The 15,245-nt window shown below is 58.7% G+C and carries 12 protein-coding genes; 3 read left to right on the forward strand and 9 right to left on the reverse strand.

The features are described 5' to 3' along the window. Window positions 1-28: 28 nt before the first annotated feature. The 4 genes from QP941_RS02760 to tkt all read right to left on the reverse strand — a co-directional run bounded on the left by QP941_RS02760 (window position 29) and on the right by tkt (window position 5,796). Window positions 29-964, reverse strand: coding sequence for a glucose-6-phosphate dehydrogenase assembly protein OpcA (locus tag QP941_RS02760; protein WP_284766515.1), 936 nt, complete (start codon window positions 962-964; stop codon window positions 29-31). A 14-nt stretch (window positions 965-978) separates the two neighbouring features. Next, a complete protein-coding gene (gene zwf / locus QP941_RS02765) occupies window positions 979-2,511 on the reverse strand; it encodes a glucose-6-phosphate dehydrogenase (protein WP_284867917.1) in 1,533 nt (510 codons plus the stop codon). A gap of 99 nt (window positions 2,512-2,610) precedes the next feature. After that, a complete protein-coding gene (tal, locus tag QP941_RS02770) occupies window positions 2,611-3,696 on the reverse strand; it encodes a transaldolase (RefSeq protein ID WP_284867918.1) in 1,086 nt (361 codons plus the stop codon). 27 nt (window positions 3,697-3,723) lie between these two features. Beyond that, window positions 3,724-5,796 carry a transketolase gene (tkt, locus tag QP941_RS02775; protein ID WP_284868004.1) on the reverse strand — a complete coding sequence of 691 codons (2,073 nt, stop codon included), beginning with the start codon at window positions 5,794-5,796 and terminating at the stop codon, window positions 3,724-3,726. A gap of 348 nt (window positions 5,797-6,144) precedes the next feature. Here tkt and QP941_RS02780 point away from each other — a divergent pair, with 348 nt between their 5' ends. Then, a complete protein-coding gene (locus tag QP941_RS02780) occupies window positions 6,145-7,089 on the forward strand; it encodes a heme o synthase (protein ID WP_284867920.1) in 945 nt (314 codons plus the stop codon). 85 nt (window positions 7,090-7,174) lie between these two features. On the opposite strand, the gene QP941_RS02785 is transcribed toward QP941_RS02780, so the two are convergent. The 5 genes from QP941_RS02785 to mptB all read right to left on the reverse strand — a co-directional run bounded on the left by QP941_RS02785 (window position 7,175) and on the right by mptB (window position 12,797). Next, the gene (locus QP941_RS02785) at window positions 7,175-8,152 is read right to left on the reverse strand and encodes a quinone oxidoreductase family protein (RefSeq protein ID WP_284867921.1); all 978 of its coding nucleotides are present in this window, start codon (window positions 8,150-8,152) and stop codon (window positions 7,175-7,177) included. Between the two features lie 64 nt (window positions 8,153-8,216). Next, window positions 8,217-9,245, reverse strand: coding sequence for a COX15/CtaA family protein (locus tag QP941_RS02790; RefSeq protein WP_284766512.1), 1,029 nt, complete (start codon window positions 9,243-9,245; stop codon window positions 8,217-8,219). Between the two features lie 69 nt (window positions 9,246-9,314). Further along, on the reverse strand, window positions 9,315-10,079 hold the full coding sequence (locus tag QP941_RS02795) for an ABC transporter permease (protein ID WP_284814741.1): 765 nt from the start codon (window positions 10,077-10,079) through the stop codon (window positions 9,315-9,317). Window positions 10,080-10,136: 57 nt separating this feature from the next. Next, window positions 10,137-11,066: an ABC transporter ATP-binding protein gene (locus tag QP941_RS02800; RefSeq protein ID WP_284814743.1), complete on the reverse strand. Its 930-nt coding sequence runs from the start codon at window positions 11,064-11,066 to the stop codon at window positions 10,137-10,139. Between the two features lie 6 nt (window positions 11,067-11,072). Continuing rightward, complete coding sequence (gene mptB, locus QP941_RS02805; RefSeq protein ID WP_284867922.1) at window positions 11,073-12,797, reverse strand: polyprenol phosphomannose-dependent alpha 1,6 mannosyltransferase MptB; 1,725 nt, start codon at window positions 12,795-12,797, stop codon at window positions 11,073-11,075. Window positions 12,798-13,066: 269 nt separating this feature from the next. Between mptB and QP941_RS02810 the strand changes: the two genes are divergently transcribed. Further along, window positions 13,067-13,804 (forward strand): helix-turn-helix transcriptional regulator, encoded by a 738-nt coding sequence (locus tag QP941_RS02810; protein WP_284867923.1) that lies wholly within the window; start codon window positions 13,067-13,069, stop codon window positions 13,802-13,804. Next, the gene (gene sufB / locus QP941_RS02815) at window positions 13,801-15,240 is read left to right on the forward strand and encodes a Fe-S cluster assembly protein SufB (RefSeq protein ID WP_005324837.1); all 1,440 of its coding nucleotides are present in this window, start codon (window positions 13,801-13,803) and stop codon (window positions 15,238-15,240) included. Before QP941_RS02810 ends, sufB begins: the two co-directional genes overlap by 4 nt. The last annotated feature ends 5 nt before the right edge of the window (window positions 15,241-15,245 follow it).

The following is a 15,245-nucleotide window of genomic DNA, read 5'->3' on the forward strand; positions in this document are numbered from 1 at the left end:
CTTTGCAAAGAATCAGAGTTAAGCCGTTTTACTGCTTACTGTAGTCTACTTGGGCGAGCGCACGGAGCGCTTGCGCATACGTCTTATCGGCATCCAGATGGCGCAATTCTTCAGAGAGAACCTCAGCTTGGGAGCGCTTGCTAAGGCTCACCAAGGAATCCGGGGAACCTGGAACGCACACACGCACCGTGCGCTCGTCGACGACATCAACGTCGACGTGGCTCGTTTCCCGATTAAACCGCAAGTGGGTCACTGGGAAGTGCAGCTCCTGAGAATCGGTCACAGTGCGGTGGACGGGGACTGCCAAACGATCGAGGAGCCATCCGGCCGCGAAGTCTGGCGCTGGGTGGCCCGCAGGGCCCGCCACCTCGACGGACTGCACGGGCTCGTGAGGATGGCGGTCCAATGCGGAGGCTACGACCCCGCGCCACAAAGTGATGGCGGCCCAGGACATATCGGAATCGCCCGGCGTGTAACCGGCGGATAAGGTGCGCAGATCTTCGCCAGTGACGCGTCCGTCATAGGCAACGTTGGTGATGCGGCGTTGAGCCAGTTTGCCCACCGAGCTGGAAGCTGGATCGGGCGGGCACAAGGTAGGCCACCAGGCGACCAAGGGGGTATCGGGAAGCAGCAGTGGAGTAACGACCGCCTCGTCCTGGTTTGCCAAGGCGCCGTGCAACTTCATGATGACCATCTCAGAAGCACCTGCTTCACCACCCACGCGAAGCTGCGCGTCCAGGTGGGTATCTGCTTGCGGGTCGCCCGTCACGACGACCAGAACGCGCGACGGGTGCTCGTGGGAGGCATCGCGCACGGAGGCCAGGATGTTTTCCAGATCATCGTCCTCGCGGGCAGCCACGATTAGGGTAAGTACTCGGCCGGTAGTAAGGGTGTAATGCTCTTGGGCCTCTACTAGCTTCTTGGAGATTTCACGCGTAGTGGTGTTGGGCAATGGAATAATCATTGTCTGCGTCCCTCCTATGGGCGGCGCCAGGAGTGGCCCCGGCGGCGCAACATTCTATCGGCGGATTCCGGGCCCCATGTGCCAGCGCGGTATTCCTCCGGCTGACCAGCTTCGGCCCAGTAATCGATGATGGGATCCAAAATCGACCAGGAAAGTTCCACCTCTTCGTTGGTGGGGAAGAGCGAGGACTCATCGAGGAGGGCATCCAAAATCAGCCGCTCGTATGCTTCCGGAGATTCCTCGGTAAAGGCCTCAGCATAAGCAAAGTCCATATTGACGTCGCGGACCTCCATGGTGGAACCGGGCACCTTGGAACCAAAGCGCATGGTGACACCTTCATCCGGCTGTACGCGGATGACTACGGCGTTTCGGCCCAGCGCATCGGTCTGGCCGTCAACGAATGGTTGATTTGGCGCCGCCTTGAATACCAGCGCAATCTCGGTCACGCGGCGGCCCAAGCGTTTGCCCGTGCGCAGGTAGAAGGGTACTCCTCCCCAGCGGCGAGAGTTGACTTCCAAGGTACAGGCTGCATAGGTCTCCGTCGTGGACTCCGGATCGAAGCCTTCTTCTTCGCGCAAGCCCTTGACAAACTCGGAGCCTTGCCAGCCGGCGGAGTACTGGCCGCGAGCAGTGGTCTTATTTAGCGGGTGCACAGCGTGGGTAGCGCGTAGCACCTTGACCTTTTCTGCCTGCAGGGCCTCGGGCTCGAAGGAGGAGGGTTCTTCCATCGCAACTAGAGCCAAGAGCTGGAGTAGGTGGTTCTGGATGACGTCGCGAGCCGCACCGATGCCGTCATAATAGCCAGCGCGGCCGCCCAGGCCAATATCTTCGGCCATGGTGATTTGGACGTGATCGATGTAGTGGGCGTTCCACATGGGCTCAAAAATTTGATTGGCAAAGCGCAAAGCCATGATGTTTTGCACCGTCTCCTTGCCCAAATAATGGTCAATGCGGAAGACCGCGGACTCGGGGAAGACGGCGTTGACAATCTCATTGAGCTTGCGGGCAGACTCTTGATCGTGGCCAAAAGGCTTCTCAATGATTACCCGGCGCCACGAGTCCTCGAAGGAGTTGGCCATGCCCACCCGCTCCAGCTGGTGGCAGATATTAGAGAAGAACTCCGGGGGAACCGAAAGGTAGTATGCCCAGTTGCTTCCGGTGCCGCGCTCGCGATCAAGCTCGCCCAAACGCGCCGAAAGGCGATCGAATCCAGCATCATCGAAGGAACCTTGCACAAATTCGATGCCTTGGGATAGATGCTGCCAGACATCTTCATTGAACTCGGTACGTGAGCCAGCGATGACGGCTGAGCGAACGTAGTCACAGAATGCGACCTTGTCCCAGTCGCGACGACCATAACCCACAAGGGTAAAGCCAGCGGGGAGGAGACCACGGCTCGCTAGGTCGTAGATGGCGGGCAGTAGCTTTTTATATGCTAGGTCACCGGTAACGCCGAAGATGACCATGCCCGCGGGTCCTGCGATTCGCGGCAATCGCTTGTCGCTGGCATTGCGCAAGGGGTTGACCCAAGCGGCTGAGTCGGTCACGAAGAATCCTTCCTGAGTTTATGGGCTTTAAGCTCGCTAATATTTTAGCGGCAGAATGCCCCGCCGAATTCTCGGCGGGGCACAAGTCACACGGCTAGTTTACGCGAGTCGCTCCTGAATGGAAGCAAGCAGTTCCTCCCACGCAGCGACAAACTTATCTACGCCCTCGCGCTCCAGCACTGCAAAGACATCATCGAAATCAATGCCGGCCTCTTCTAGCTGGGCAAAGACGTCCTCTGCAGCCTCGCGGCTATCAGACAGGGCGTCGCCGTGAAGGTTGCCCTCGGAAAGAACCGCATCGATGGTCTTTTCTGGCATGGTGTTGACCGTATGCGGTCCAGCCAGCTCCGATACGTACAAGGTGGCTGGGTACTCCGGATTCTTTACGCCAGTAGAAGCCCACAACGGACGCTGGAGGTGGGCTCCCTCGGGCAAGTCGGCGTCGTTAAGCAAGGCGTCCTGGAAGAGTGCATAGGCACGCTGCGCATTGGCGACGCCCGCCTTGCCTCGCAGTGCCAGAGCAATCTCGCTACCAATAGCCTCCAAGCGCTTATCCACTTCGGTATCCAAACGGGAAACAAAGAAGGAAGCCACGGAGTGAATGGTGGAGACGTCCTTGCCTGCTTCGGCGGCACGCTTGAGTCCGGTCCGGAAAGCCTCAATGACATCGCGGTAGCGATCCACGGAGAAAATAAGGGTGACGTTGACGCTGATTCCCTCCGCTAAGGCATCTTCGATGGCCGGAAGGGAGCCGGTGGTGGCCGGAATCTTAATCATCACGTTGGGACGATCAACCTTGTTCCACAGCTCACGCGCCTGCTCAAGGGTGGCGGTAGCATCATCAGAAATGCGTGGATCGACCTCGATGGACACGCGGCCATCCGCACCGTTAGTAGAGGAGTAGATATCCGCAAAGAGGTCGCAGGCATTCTTGACGTCCTCGATTGCCAATGCGTACACCGCTTCATCGGCGGTGGCCTTGGCTTCCTTCAACGTGGAAAGCTCGGCGTCGTAGGCGGTGCCGTTGGTCATCGCCGCAGCGAAAATCGCCGGGTTGGTGGTAACTCCCACGATGGACTTAGCGGAAATTATCTCCTTGAGATTGCCCGAAACTAGGCGCTCGCGAGAAAGATCATCGAGCCAGGTTGAGGTTCCCAGTTGGGCGAGTTCGGAAATGTGGTTCATGATTACTCCTTATCCAGTCCTGGAGGTCTACTTTTTTACGGCCGCGAGCGATTCCTTTGCCGCTTCAACAACCGCTGCAGTGGTGAAGCCAAATTTCTCAAAGAGTTCGCCCGCAGGAGCAGAGGCGCCGTAGTGCTCGATGGAAATGGTCCGGCCGAAAGAACCGGTGTACTTGTGCCACGGCATAGCGATGCCGGCTTCGATGGAAACGCGGGCCTGCACTTCGCTAGGAAGCACGGACTCGCGGTATGCGTCATCCTGCTCATCAAACCACTCAAGGCACGGTGCGGAGACAACGCGGGTGGCTGTTCCGGCGGCCTCCAGTTCCTTAGCGGCGGCGACAGCAAGCTGCACCTCAGAGCCGGTAGCGAGGAGGATCACGTCTGGTGTTTCCTTGGATTCTTCCACCAGAACATAAGCGCCACGGCGCACGCCATCATGAGCCTTTTCCTTGGTGCCTTCCAGTACCGGCAGTCCCTGGCGGCTCAGTGCCAGGCCCTTAGGCGCAGCCTTGTACTCGAGAGCTGCGGCCCAGGCCTGAGCGGTTTCGTTGGCATCGGCCGGGCGAATAACGGATAGGTTCGGGATAGCGCGCAGGGCAGAAAGAGTCTCTACCGGCTGGTGGGTCGGGCCGTCCTCGCCCAAGCCGATGGAGTCGTGGGTCCAGACATAGTAGGTATCGGTAGACATCAACGAGCCCAGGCGCACAGCGGGGTACTGGTACTCGGAAAAGATAAGGAAGGTGCCGCCATAAACGCGGGTATTGCCATGCAGAGCAATACCGTTCATGATCGCAGACATCGCGTGCTCGCGAATGCCGAAGTGGAGGTTGCGGCCAAACGGCTGAGCCGACCACATATCGGTGGTAATGGCTGCGGGGCCGAAGGAGTCCGCGCCCTTAATCACGGTGTTATTGGAGCCGGCAAGGTCAGCAGAGCCACCCCACATCTCAGGAAGGGAAGCGGCCAATGCCTGGATGGTGGCTTCAGAAGCTTTGCGGGTGGCCAAAGATTCACCCGGTTCCCACACCGGCAATTCAGCGTCGAAACCTTGCGGTAATTCGCGCGCCTGCATGCGGTCAAAGAGTGCCTTGTTCTCCGGATTGGCTGCAGCCCATTCGTTGAACTTCTTCTGCCACGCGGCGTGCTTCTCGGCGCCGCGCTCGCGCAGCTTGCGGGTATGTTCGATGACCTGGTCGTCGATATGAAAGCTGCGCTCCGGATCGAAGCCCAAGACCTCCTTGGTGGCAGCTACTTCGTCATCGCCCAGCGCAGCGCCATGAACGCCGCCGGTATTCATCTTATTCGGGGCCGGGTAGCCGATGACGGTCTTCACGCGGATGAAGGACGGGCGCTCGGTCTCTGCCTGAGCGGCCTTGACAGCCTCCTCAATGGCTACGACGTCTTCGCCGGATTCGACCGTTTGGACGTGCCAGCCGTAGGCCTCGTAGCGGGCTACCACGTCTTCGTTGAAAGCAATATTCGTATCGTCCTCAATAGAGATGCGGTTATCGTCCCAGAAGACAATCAAGTTGCCGAGCTTTTGCGTACCCGCCAGGGAAGAGGCCTCGGCGGTAACGCCCTCCTGTAGGTCACCATCGGAAGCAATGGTGTAGACGTAGTGGTCGAAGGGAGACTCGCCGGCCGGTGCCTTAGGATCGAAAAGGCCGCGCTCCTTCCGTGCCGCCATTGCCATGCCCACGGAGGAAGCAAGGCCTTGGCCAAGCGGTCCGGTGGTGATTTCCACGCCATCGGTGTGGTGCACCTCAGGGTGGCCAGGCGTGCGCGATCCCCACGTGCGCAGCTGCTTGAGATCGTCCATTTCCAAGCCAAAGCCGCCCAGGTAAAGCTGGATGTACTGGGTGAGGGAAGAGTGGCCAACTGACAGAACGAAGCGGTCGCGGCCGGCCCAGTGCACATCGGCGGGATCATGGTTAATGACACGCTGGTACAAGGTGTAGGCGAGGGGCGCGAGGGACATAGCGGTGCCGGGGTGGCCGGAACCGCATTTTTGTACAGCATCTGCGGCTAGTACTCGCACGGTGTCGACGGCGCGGGTGTCAAACTCCGACCAATCCTCCGGATAACGGCGCTCGACCATAGTTTGGAGTTCTGGGGACAACTTATCTTTCGACACAGGAAAGCCTCGCTTACGTCTAGGCAAAAAGTACTTAACTTTATTCAGTCTAGTAATTTTTTAACCGGCGGTGCGCAATTATAGAAAGCTCGGCATAAACGGTATGCTGGCATGGCTAAGTGGAGTGCGCGTGGGCGCTAGAGCGCGCACTGAATCTAGCGGCCGTAGGCTTGTAGTCTTTCGCCCTTGCGCCGAAAATTGTGAGTGAGAGAACTGGAACTTTTTCACGGGCCTGTGCGACCGCTATGGGTGACCGCGCGCAGGGAGTGTGCGGGGCACAGTTCACCAACGTTCAGATAGTGGAGGAATCCCTTGGAGACCATCAAGGCCTATTTTGCGCTAACGAAACCGAGGATCATTGAACTCCTCCTCGTGGCCGCAATCCCGGCGATGCTCCAAGCACAACGCGGCGTGGAGGCCGTTTCAGACAATATCTGGCTTATCGTGTCGACCATTTTCGGCGGTTGGATGGGTGCTGCTGCCGCCCACACGTTTAATAACGTCGTGGACTACGAGCTGGATCAAAAAATGCAGCGCACGAGGGCCCGCCCGCTGGTAAGGGCCACGATTTCCAAGCGGAACGCAGCAATTTTCGCCTGGGTAATGCTGATTATCTCCGTGCTGTGGTTGGGCGTCCTTGCCCATTCCTGGCTAGCGGCCTTTTTCGTGGTTTTGACGAACTTCTTCTACGTCTTCGTCTACACCAAGTTTTTGAAGATGCGCAATGCTCAAAATATCGTCTGGGGCGGCTTGGCCGGCTGCATGCCCGCGATGGTCGGCTGGGCGGTTATCCGGGATAACGCTCCTGCTGGAGAGCCTGACCGATGGTGGCAGGCAATCGTGCTCTTCCTCATCATCTTCTTTTGGACTCCGCCACACACGTGGGCGCTGGCCATGAAGTACAAGGAAGACTACCGCAAGGCCGGCGTGCCGATGCTGCCCGTAGTGGCTGATGAGAAGGAAGTCACTCGACAGATCGTGTGGTATACCGTGGGCACGGTTATCGTGACCCTACTTATCGTCCCCGCTGCATCGTGGATTTACTTGGTCGCAGCACTTGCTTCCGGCGGTGTATTCCTGTGGATGGCTATCCGCCTGCACAAGGGAGTCAAGAACGGCGCCAAGGTGAAGCCGATGCGCCTGTTCATTTACTCCAATAACTACCTCTCGGTGCTCTTTATTGGGCTGTCCATCGACGCAGTATTGGGCTGGGAGCCACTAGGCCGGATGCTCGGCTGGTCGGCCACGTTATTCTAACTGCGCCCAATTACCCAAGGATAAAGCGAAAGCGCGGGAGAAAGCACAGCTGCTTTTCCCGCGCTTTTGGCGTTTGTGGGTGGGTTTAGGCTTTATCGCCAGCTTGGACGCGCAACACGATGGAACCGGTAGTCTTGCGCTCTTGGAGATCGCGGTGGGCCGCAGCGGCATCTTCCAGTGGGTAGGAGGCCGTGACGTTGAAGCTCAGATCGCCATCGATAACAGCTTGGACGACCGCCTGGGCACGCATTTGGAACTCGCCTTCTTGGGCTGTCCATGCGCCGATGGAAGGCCGGGTGAGGAAGATAGACCCATGCTTGTTCAGCAGCTGCGGGTCGATAGGCTCAACTGGGCCAGAGGCGGCGCCGAAGAGCGCGACGGTGCCACGGGGGCGTACTGCTTCGAGCGACTCTTGGAAGGTAGCCTTGCCGACGCCGTCATAAACCACGTCGACTCCCTTATCACCGTTGTAGCGACGGACCTGCTCGGCGAGTCCATCGCCATAACGGAATACCTTATTCGCACCGGCTGCGTAAGAGAGATCTTCCTTTTCGTCCGTGGAGACCACCGTATAGACGGTAGCGCCGAGCGATGATGCCATTTGAGTGAGGATCTGGCCTACACCGCCGGCGCCGGCGGTAATCAGGCAGGAAGCGCCTTCACCCAGTTGATAAACGCCATGCGCCAAATAGTGTGCGGTAATGCCTTGCAGCAGCATAGAGGCAGCGACTTCTGGCTGGAAATCATCCGGGACCGCTACTAGCGCCTCGCGTGGGACGCAGACCTGCTCAGCGTAGGAGCCAAAAGCCTGGTTCCAGGCCACCATTGTGCCCTCGGCAATTTCCCCCTTGGGGTCGTGGACAACGCGTCCGGTGCCTTCGAATCCGGGAATGAACGGGGTGGCCGCGTTATAGATACCCTCACGATAATAGGTATCGATGTAGTTGACGCCAGCCATGATGACGTCCACCAATACCTCATCGTCATTAGGGGTGGGGGCGGGAACTTCGGTATAGCGAAGTACTTCTGGTCCGCCGGTTTCTGTGACCTGAATTGCGTGCATATGGTCAGGCTAGCGCAAAAAGCCGGCCGAGTGCAGTACTTCGGCCGGCTGGGAGTATTACGGGTTAAGCGGTCGCGAGCTCTTGTTCGAGTGATGCTTGGCGCGCCGCGTACTTCTCATCGCCGCTGGGAGAGCCGGTGATGAGATCCGCGGTGCCGTCGGTGCGGCGTACACCGTGCGCCCACAGGAGGGCGGTATACGCGGTGACGAAGGAGGAGAGGCCAATATGGAAGGGGACAGTCCAGCGCGGAATGCTCATGTAGAACTGGTAAACGCCTACTGCCCACTGAATGAGGATGCATACAACGAGGACCCAGCCAGCCTTCTTCGCGTCTTGAGGTGCGCGGTTCTTATAAAGCAGGAAGACGGTAATAACCGTTAGCGTCAGGTAGACGTACATGCACATGGCGTGGGTGACAGCCATGGCTTCGGTATCTACCTGCAGGCGGCCTTCCATTCCCACCCCGGAATCGCCAGAGTGAACGCCCGAACCGGTAACCATCGTGCCGGTGATCAGCACAATGCTCAGGGCAACGGTAGCGACCGCTGCAAGGAGGCGAATCGCCCGAGGGAAGCGAGCGCGTGGCGTTCCGTCATCGGGTTCCAAAATGCGGGAATAGAGCATTGCCGCTAGCCATACCAAGAGCATGGAAGGCAGGAAGTGCAGTGCCACCGACCACCAGCGTAGGTCTAGGTGGACAGAGATACCGCCGATGATCGCCTGCAGGACGATGCCGGCGACGTTGAGCCAGGCGTATACCTTGAGCTCTGCGCGGCGACGCGCCATGCGCATGGCAATGACGGCGGCGACAGCCGCTGCGGTTACGACGAAAGTAAGCAGGCGGTTACCAAACTCGATGGCCTGGTGGAGAGCAGGCGCAGCGCCTTCCATAGGGACAAGGGAGCCTGGTTGGCATTCCGGCCAGGTGGGACAGCCCAATCCCGAGCCGGTCACGCGGACAATGGAACCAGACACGGTGATGCCACCCTGGCACAAGAGAAGGATGAGCGCGATGAGGCGCTGCTGTTGCAGTGTAGGGGCGGCTTCCTTAAAGAAGCGCTTGATCTTCGTCCAGTAATTCACGCATAGCATCCTACTAGTCGGAAGATTTTGGGCATAAAAATTCCTCTCGTTTCGAAAGGAACCGGACAAAAGTCACATTTAGCCATCGAAGCGGAACCAACGGACCGCAGCGAACGACGTCACCGCAAGCCACGCCAACAAGGATAGGAGCTCGAGGCTGGGGAAGGCGGAATTTGAGGCGTCGGTAAGCGCGCCTGCTAGGGCGACAGTCGGCACTGCGTTGAGGATGCCATTATCGCCCAGTCCCTGGGAGTAGAGGGTCCACCCGACTACGCCGAGGAGCAGGAACCAGATGAGGTTGGCCAGTGCGAGTACCACCTCAGAGCTGAGGGTTCCGCCGAGTAGCAGCCCCATGGCGGTAAAAGCCGCAACGCCAAAAAATAGCGAAAGGATCATGAGCAGCACCCCGCCCGGGCTGATACGGAGACCCAGGATATAGGCAGCTATGCCCAAGACGAGGATTTGGAATACCACCATGGTGAGCACGCCGAGGATCTTGCCGCCAATAATGGCCCATGCTGGCACACCGGACGCGCCGGTGCGTTTAAGGGCCCCGTAGCGCCGGTCAAAGGCAAGTGAAATGGCCTGACCGGTAAAGCCTGCGGAGGTGGCCGCTACTGCAAGCACCATGGGAAATACCTCGTGCAAGCCATGTCCGGTGAGCGACTCCAGGTGGGCCGCGCCAATGAGCAAGGCCAGCGGTATGATGACGCTCAACAATTGCTGTTCGCCGTGGCGCAGCATGAGTTTTGCTTCCATCTTTCCTTGCGCGAGCAACATGGCGCCGGCGCTGGCCCGTTTGGGGGCCGGGGTAAAGGTTCCAGTGTTAAAGGTAGTGCTCATGTGGTGGCTTCTTTCCGCAACGCAGTTTGTTGAATTCGGTCCTGGCGGAGGGTGCAGCTAGCTGCGCAAATGGCGGCCGGTAAGGTCAAGGAAGACCTCCTCCAAGTTGCGGTGAGCCGCGTCTAGGCGCCGCAGCAGGACTCCTTGGCGGGCAAGTTCGGCGGTAAGCGTAGCGATGGTCTCGGGCGTGCCGGCTTGGGTCAAGCGGTAATGCAGCGGCCGGGATTTGGTCGCCCGAATTCCAGCCTCAGCCAAAGCCTCCACATCAACATCGATATCGGTGCTGAAACTAAGGCCTGCCGAGTCCGACTGCGAGGTAAGTTCCGCGGGGGTGCCGTGGGCTACTAGCTGGCCATGATCCATGATGGCCACTCGGTCCGCTAGTGACTCCGCCTCATCCATAAGGTGGGTGGTAAGAACGATGGTGACGCCATCGCGCCTTAGGGCTCGAACAAGGTCCCACACCGCCAAACGGGATTGCGCATCCATGCCGGCGGTGGGCTCATCGAGAAAAACTAGCTCGGGCCGACCGATAATTGCTAGGGCAAGGGAAAGCCGTTGCTGCTGCCCGCCGGAGAGTCTGCGATAGGGGGTGCGGGCTACTCCTTCAAGCCCGAGCGTTTCCAGTAGCCAGTGCGGGGAGAGGGGATGGGCGCTGTAGCTAGCGGAAAGTTCTAGCATTTCCAAAACGCGAATGCCGGAGTAGGAACCACCACCCTGCAACATGATGCCGACCTTTTCGCGCACCTTGTCCGGTGCGGAACTCGGGTCTAGTCCCAGAACGTCGATAGTGCCGCTGGTGGGGTGGATAAAACCCTCTGACATCTCAATCGTCGTGGACTTTCCAGCGCCATTGGGACCAAGGAGGCAAAAGATCTCACCTGCGGTAACGCTAAGGCTCAGACCATTAACGGCGGTGGTGGAGCCATATTTTTTCACCACGTTGTCCATGGTGAGGGCTGGGCGATCGGCTGAAATGGAATTCACGTGGGATTAGTTTAGGACACGGATTCCGCTGCGCCGCACTGCAACCCACCACAGGGCGGCAATGACGGCAAACGTGCAGGCAGCTGACACATAGATGACGATGATGGTGCTGGGCGGCAACCCGAGGCCGCGTGGCAGCACAAAGAAGCTCATAGCTGCCGAATAAGCCACGACGCAGAAACGGAAAATAAGCCGGTTGGCCCATGCGGCCAAAGGCAGTACCGCCCACAGGATGTACCACGGATGGACGACGGGAAAGAAGATAACCAGCACTAAGGAGGCGGTGCCGAGTCCTCCCACAGGGTGGATGCGGCCGCGCAACGTTGCAAAGAGCATGCGGGCCATGAAAGCTACTGCCACCAGCACGCCAAAGGTACGGGTAACGGTGAGAATCGCTTCGGTGTGGTCACCTAGGCCCAGCAGCATTCCAATGAAGCCGGTACCCACGCCTACGGCGGTGGAGGTCGAAAGCCACGAGCGGATGGAGGCCGCCCCGCCTTGTCCCGTGATCCACCCCAGGCCAATGCCGGTCAAGGCGCTAATAAGGGCAATGCTTGCGATTAAGATAACTAGCTGCAGGGCAATGGCATAGGCCAAGGCTTTCCAGCGTGATGCGCCGTCCTTGTCTATCAGGTGGCGGGCATACGCCATCCCCACAAAGCCCATTCCGATAAAGCCGGTAACCTTGACCATTCCGGCGCAGGACAGACAAAATCCAGAAGCAATTAGTGCTAGGTAGGCACTGCGCGTGGACTCTTCTAGCTTGTCGACGCCCCTCAGGCCCAGCTCCATGCCTACCAAGAGCAGGCCCAGCATGATGGACTCATTATGGATTCCGCCCACCAGGTGCAAGATAGTGAGTGGGTTGAGAATGCCGAGCCACAGCGCAGATTCTGGAGATACCCGGCAGCGTCGCGCGAGACAGCTAATTGCCCACCCAGCAACCATGATGCCGGCGATGGATAGGAGGCGGTGGGCGATAACTCCTAGAAGGATGGAATTTGAGGTAACTGCGCTCACCACTCCAGCGAGCCCGAGCGCTACGGGGCCATAGGGGGAAGGGGAGTTGGCCCAGATAAACGGTACGGATCGGGCGAGTTCATCACCCGCGCCAAGCAATTGCACCGGTCCTGCAGAATACGGATCCATGCCCTGCATAACGATGGAACCGTTGGCCAAATAGGAGTAGATGTCTTGGGTAAAGAGCGGGGCAGTAAAAATCAGCGGGAGGACCCAACCGGCCCACGTGCGCCACAGCTGGTGTATGGTCACGAGCCGGCGGGCGCGCGCTGGTGTGAGGGCACCTTCTTGGGGTTGGCGCAGCGGCGTGCCTACAAAAGGGGCAAGGAAAACCCAGGCGGCCACCAACAGGCCTACTCCCACCATGACTATGGCAGAAGAGGTCTGCAGCATGCGAGACATGAGGGAGCCGAAGGGCACGTTGTCATAGGGGTTTCCCACTACTGGGAGAGCGCCGGCACCTAACGCGCCGAAGGCGATAAGCAGAGAACCCACTGTGCCTACCCAGCGCAGGATAAAAAATGTCCGCCATTGTGCGGTGGTGGTGCGCTTTAGACCATCCGCATTGGCGGGGACAAAATCAAAACGAGAATCAGGTTCTGCGGCTCCGGTGTCCTCGGCGTGCAGTCGCGCAGACCGAGAACCAGCGGTGCCCAGCTGCGGCAGCTCGGCCTTGACGCCGGAAAGAAAGCCGCGGAATTTGCCTGTCATGGGATAAGACCTTACGCGAATCCTCCGTCTCAACCCCAGCAGGGGCGCTCTTTTAGCGTGGGCAGCGCCGCCAGTCGTGGCGATGAGGGGAGTTGGCCACCCCCGTGCCACGCCGAAGAATGGCCAATGGTGGCATTCTGGAATGAATTAAGGAACACTAGTGTTGTCTAATAAAGGAGGCGCAGTTGGACTGCGGCGCGACTCTCGGAACTACGGGAGTCGGTTGCAGGGCGACTGTAAGTGACCGAAGCGCGAAGGGAGGTCCCGGCATGAGTGCACCTGAGCGTGTAGAAACTACCTACAAGGCGGCTAAGGAATCCCGCACTACGGATGGTGATACCCGCCGGCAGGTGATGCTGTTGCTGCTGAAGGACGGGCCCGTTACCGCTTCCCACTTGGGTGAACGCCTTGGCCTTTCTGCTGCCGGAATTCGCCGGCACTTAGACAATTTGGTGGAAGAGGAACTGACGGAGGTTGTGCGCCGCCGCCCAGTTACTCGCGGCTCAACGGGCAGCGGGTCTGGTCGCGGGCGACCAGCCAAACACTTCCGCCTCACTGATCGTGGTCGAGCGCAATTCGGCCACGCCTACGATGATTTGGCCTCTGATGCCTTGACGGCGCTCCGCGACGTCGGCGGGTCTGAGGCTGTTAAGCGCTTTGCCAAAGTCCGCTTCGAGCGACTCGTTGCAGATGTGCGTCCCTTGATAGAAGAGGGCGAATCTGTAGAGGATGTGGCCCGTAAGCTGGCCGAGGTTTTGGACGAGCACGGGTACGCCGCCACGGTGGACCGCGCTGGTCAGGGAGTGCAAATCTGCCAGCATCATTGTCCGGTCTCCCACGTGGCGGCCGAGCATCCAGAGCTGTGTGAGGCGGAACAAGAAGTCTTTTCTGCTCTATTAGGCAAACACGTACAGCCTTTGGCCTCCATTGCTGGCGGCCACGGGATCTGTACCACGAACATCCCCTTGACACCCGTTAATACAAATACTGAAAGGAGCGAGTCATGACCCAGGCACAATCGGCACCCGAGAACAAGATGACCGATGATGAAATCATTGATTCCATTGGTGCATATGAGTACGGCTGGCACGACTCGGACGCGGCTGGTGCTTCTGCTCGCCGCGGCTTGAACGAAGATGTAGTACGCGATATTTCCGCCAAGAAGGGCGAGCCAGAATGGATGCTTAACCAGCGCCTGAAGGCCCTCAACATCTTTGATAAGAAGCCCGTTCCCACCTGGGGTGCGGATCTGTCTGGCATCGACTTCGACCAGATTAAGTACTACGTGAAGTCCACTGAAGAGCAGGCCCAGACCTGGGAAGACCTCCCGGACGACATCAAGGCCACCTACGATAAGTTGGGCATTCCAGAGGCAGAGAAGCAGCGCCTCGTTGCCGGCGTGGCAGCCCAGTACGAGTCCGAGGTTGTCTACCACCAGATCCGTGAGGACCTGGAGAGCCAGGGCGTCATCTTCGTGGATACTGATACCGCACTGCGTGACTACCCTGAGCTCTTCAAGGAGTACTTCGGCACCGTTATTCCAGCCGGCGACAATAAGTTTTCTGCGCTGAACTCAGCAGTGTGGTCCGGTGGCTCCTTTATCTACGTGCCCAAGGGCGTGCACGTAGATATTCCTCTGCAGGCTTACTTCCGCATCAACACGGAAAATATGGGCCAGTTCGAGCGCACCCTCATCATCGTCGACGAGGACGCATATGTGCACTACGTCGAGGGCTGCACCGCTCCTATCTACAAGTCTGATTCGCTGCACTCCGCAGTAGTGGAGATCATCGTGAAGAAGGGCGGCCGCTGCCGCTACACCACCATTCAGAACTGGTCCAGCAACGTCTACAACTTGGTGACCAAGCGCACCAAGGTAGAAGAAGGCGGCACCATGGAATGGGTCGACGGCAACATTGGCTCCAAGGTCACCATGAAGTACCCGGCCGTATGGATGACCGGTCCTTACGCCAAGGGCGAGGTTCTCTCCGTTGCCTTTGCTGGTGAGAACCAGTTCCAGGACACGGGTGCCAAGATGACTCACATGGCTCCGCACACCTCTTCCAATATCGTGTCTAAGTCGGTTGCCCGTGCCGGCGGCCGCGCCGCGTACCGCGGCTTGGTGCAGGTTAATCAGAACGCGCACCATTCCACCTCTAACGTCGAGTGCGATGCGTTGCTGGTGGACAATATCTCGCGTTCGGATACATACCCGTATAACGACATCCGCAATGACCACGTCACACTGGGCCATGAGGCAACTGTTTCCCAGGTTTCTGAGGAGCAGCTGTTCTACCTGATGTCCCGCGGTATTGCGGAAGAAGAAGCAATGGCGATGATCGTGCGTGGCTTCGTTGAGCCGATTGCTAAGGAGCTGCCGATGGAGTACGCCCTCGAGCTCAACCGCCTCATCGAACTGCAAATGGAAGGATCGGTCGGCTAAAGAAA

Origin of the sequence: Corynebacterium sp. MSK150, assembly GCF_030229215.1 — a bacterium.
Classification (GTDB): domain Bacteria; phylum Actinomycetota; class Actinomycetes; order Mycobacteriales; family Mycobacteriaceae; genus Corynebacterium.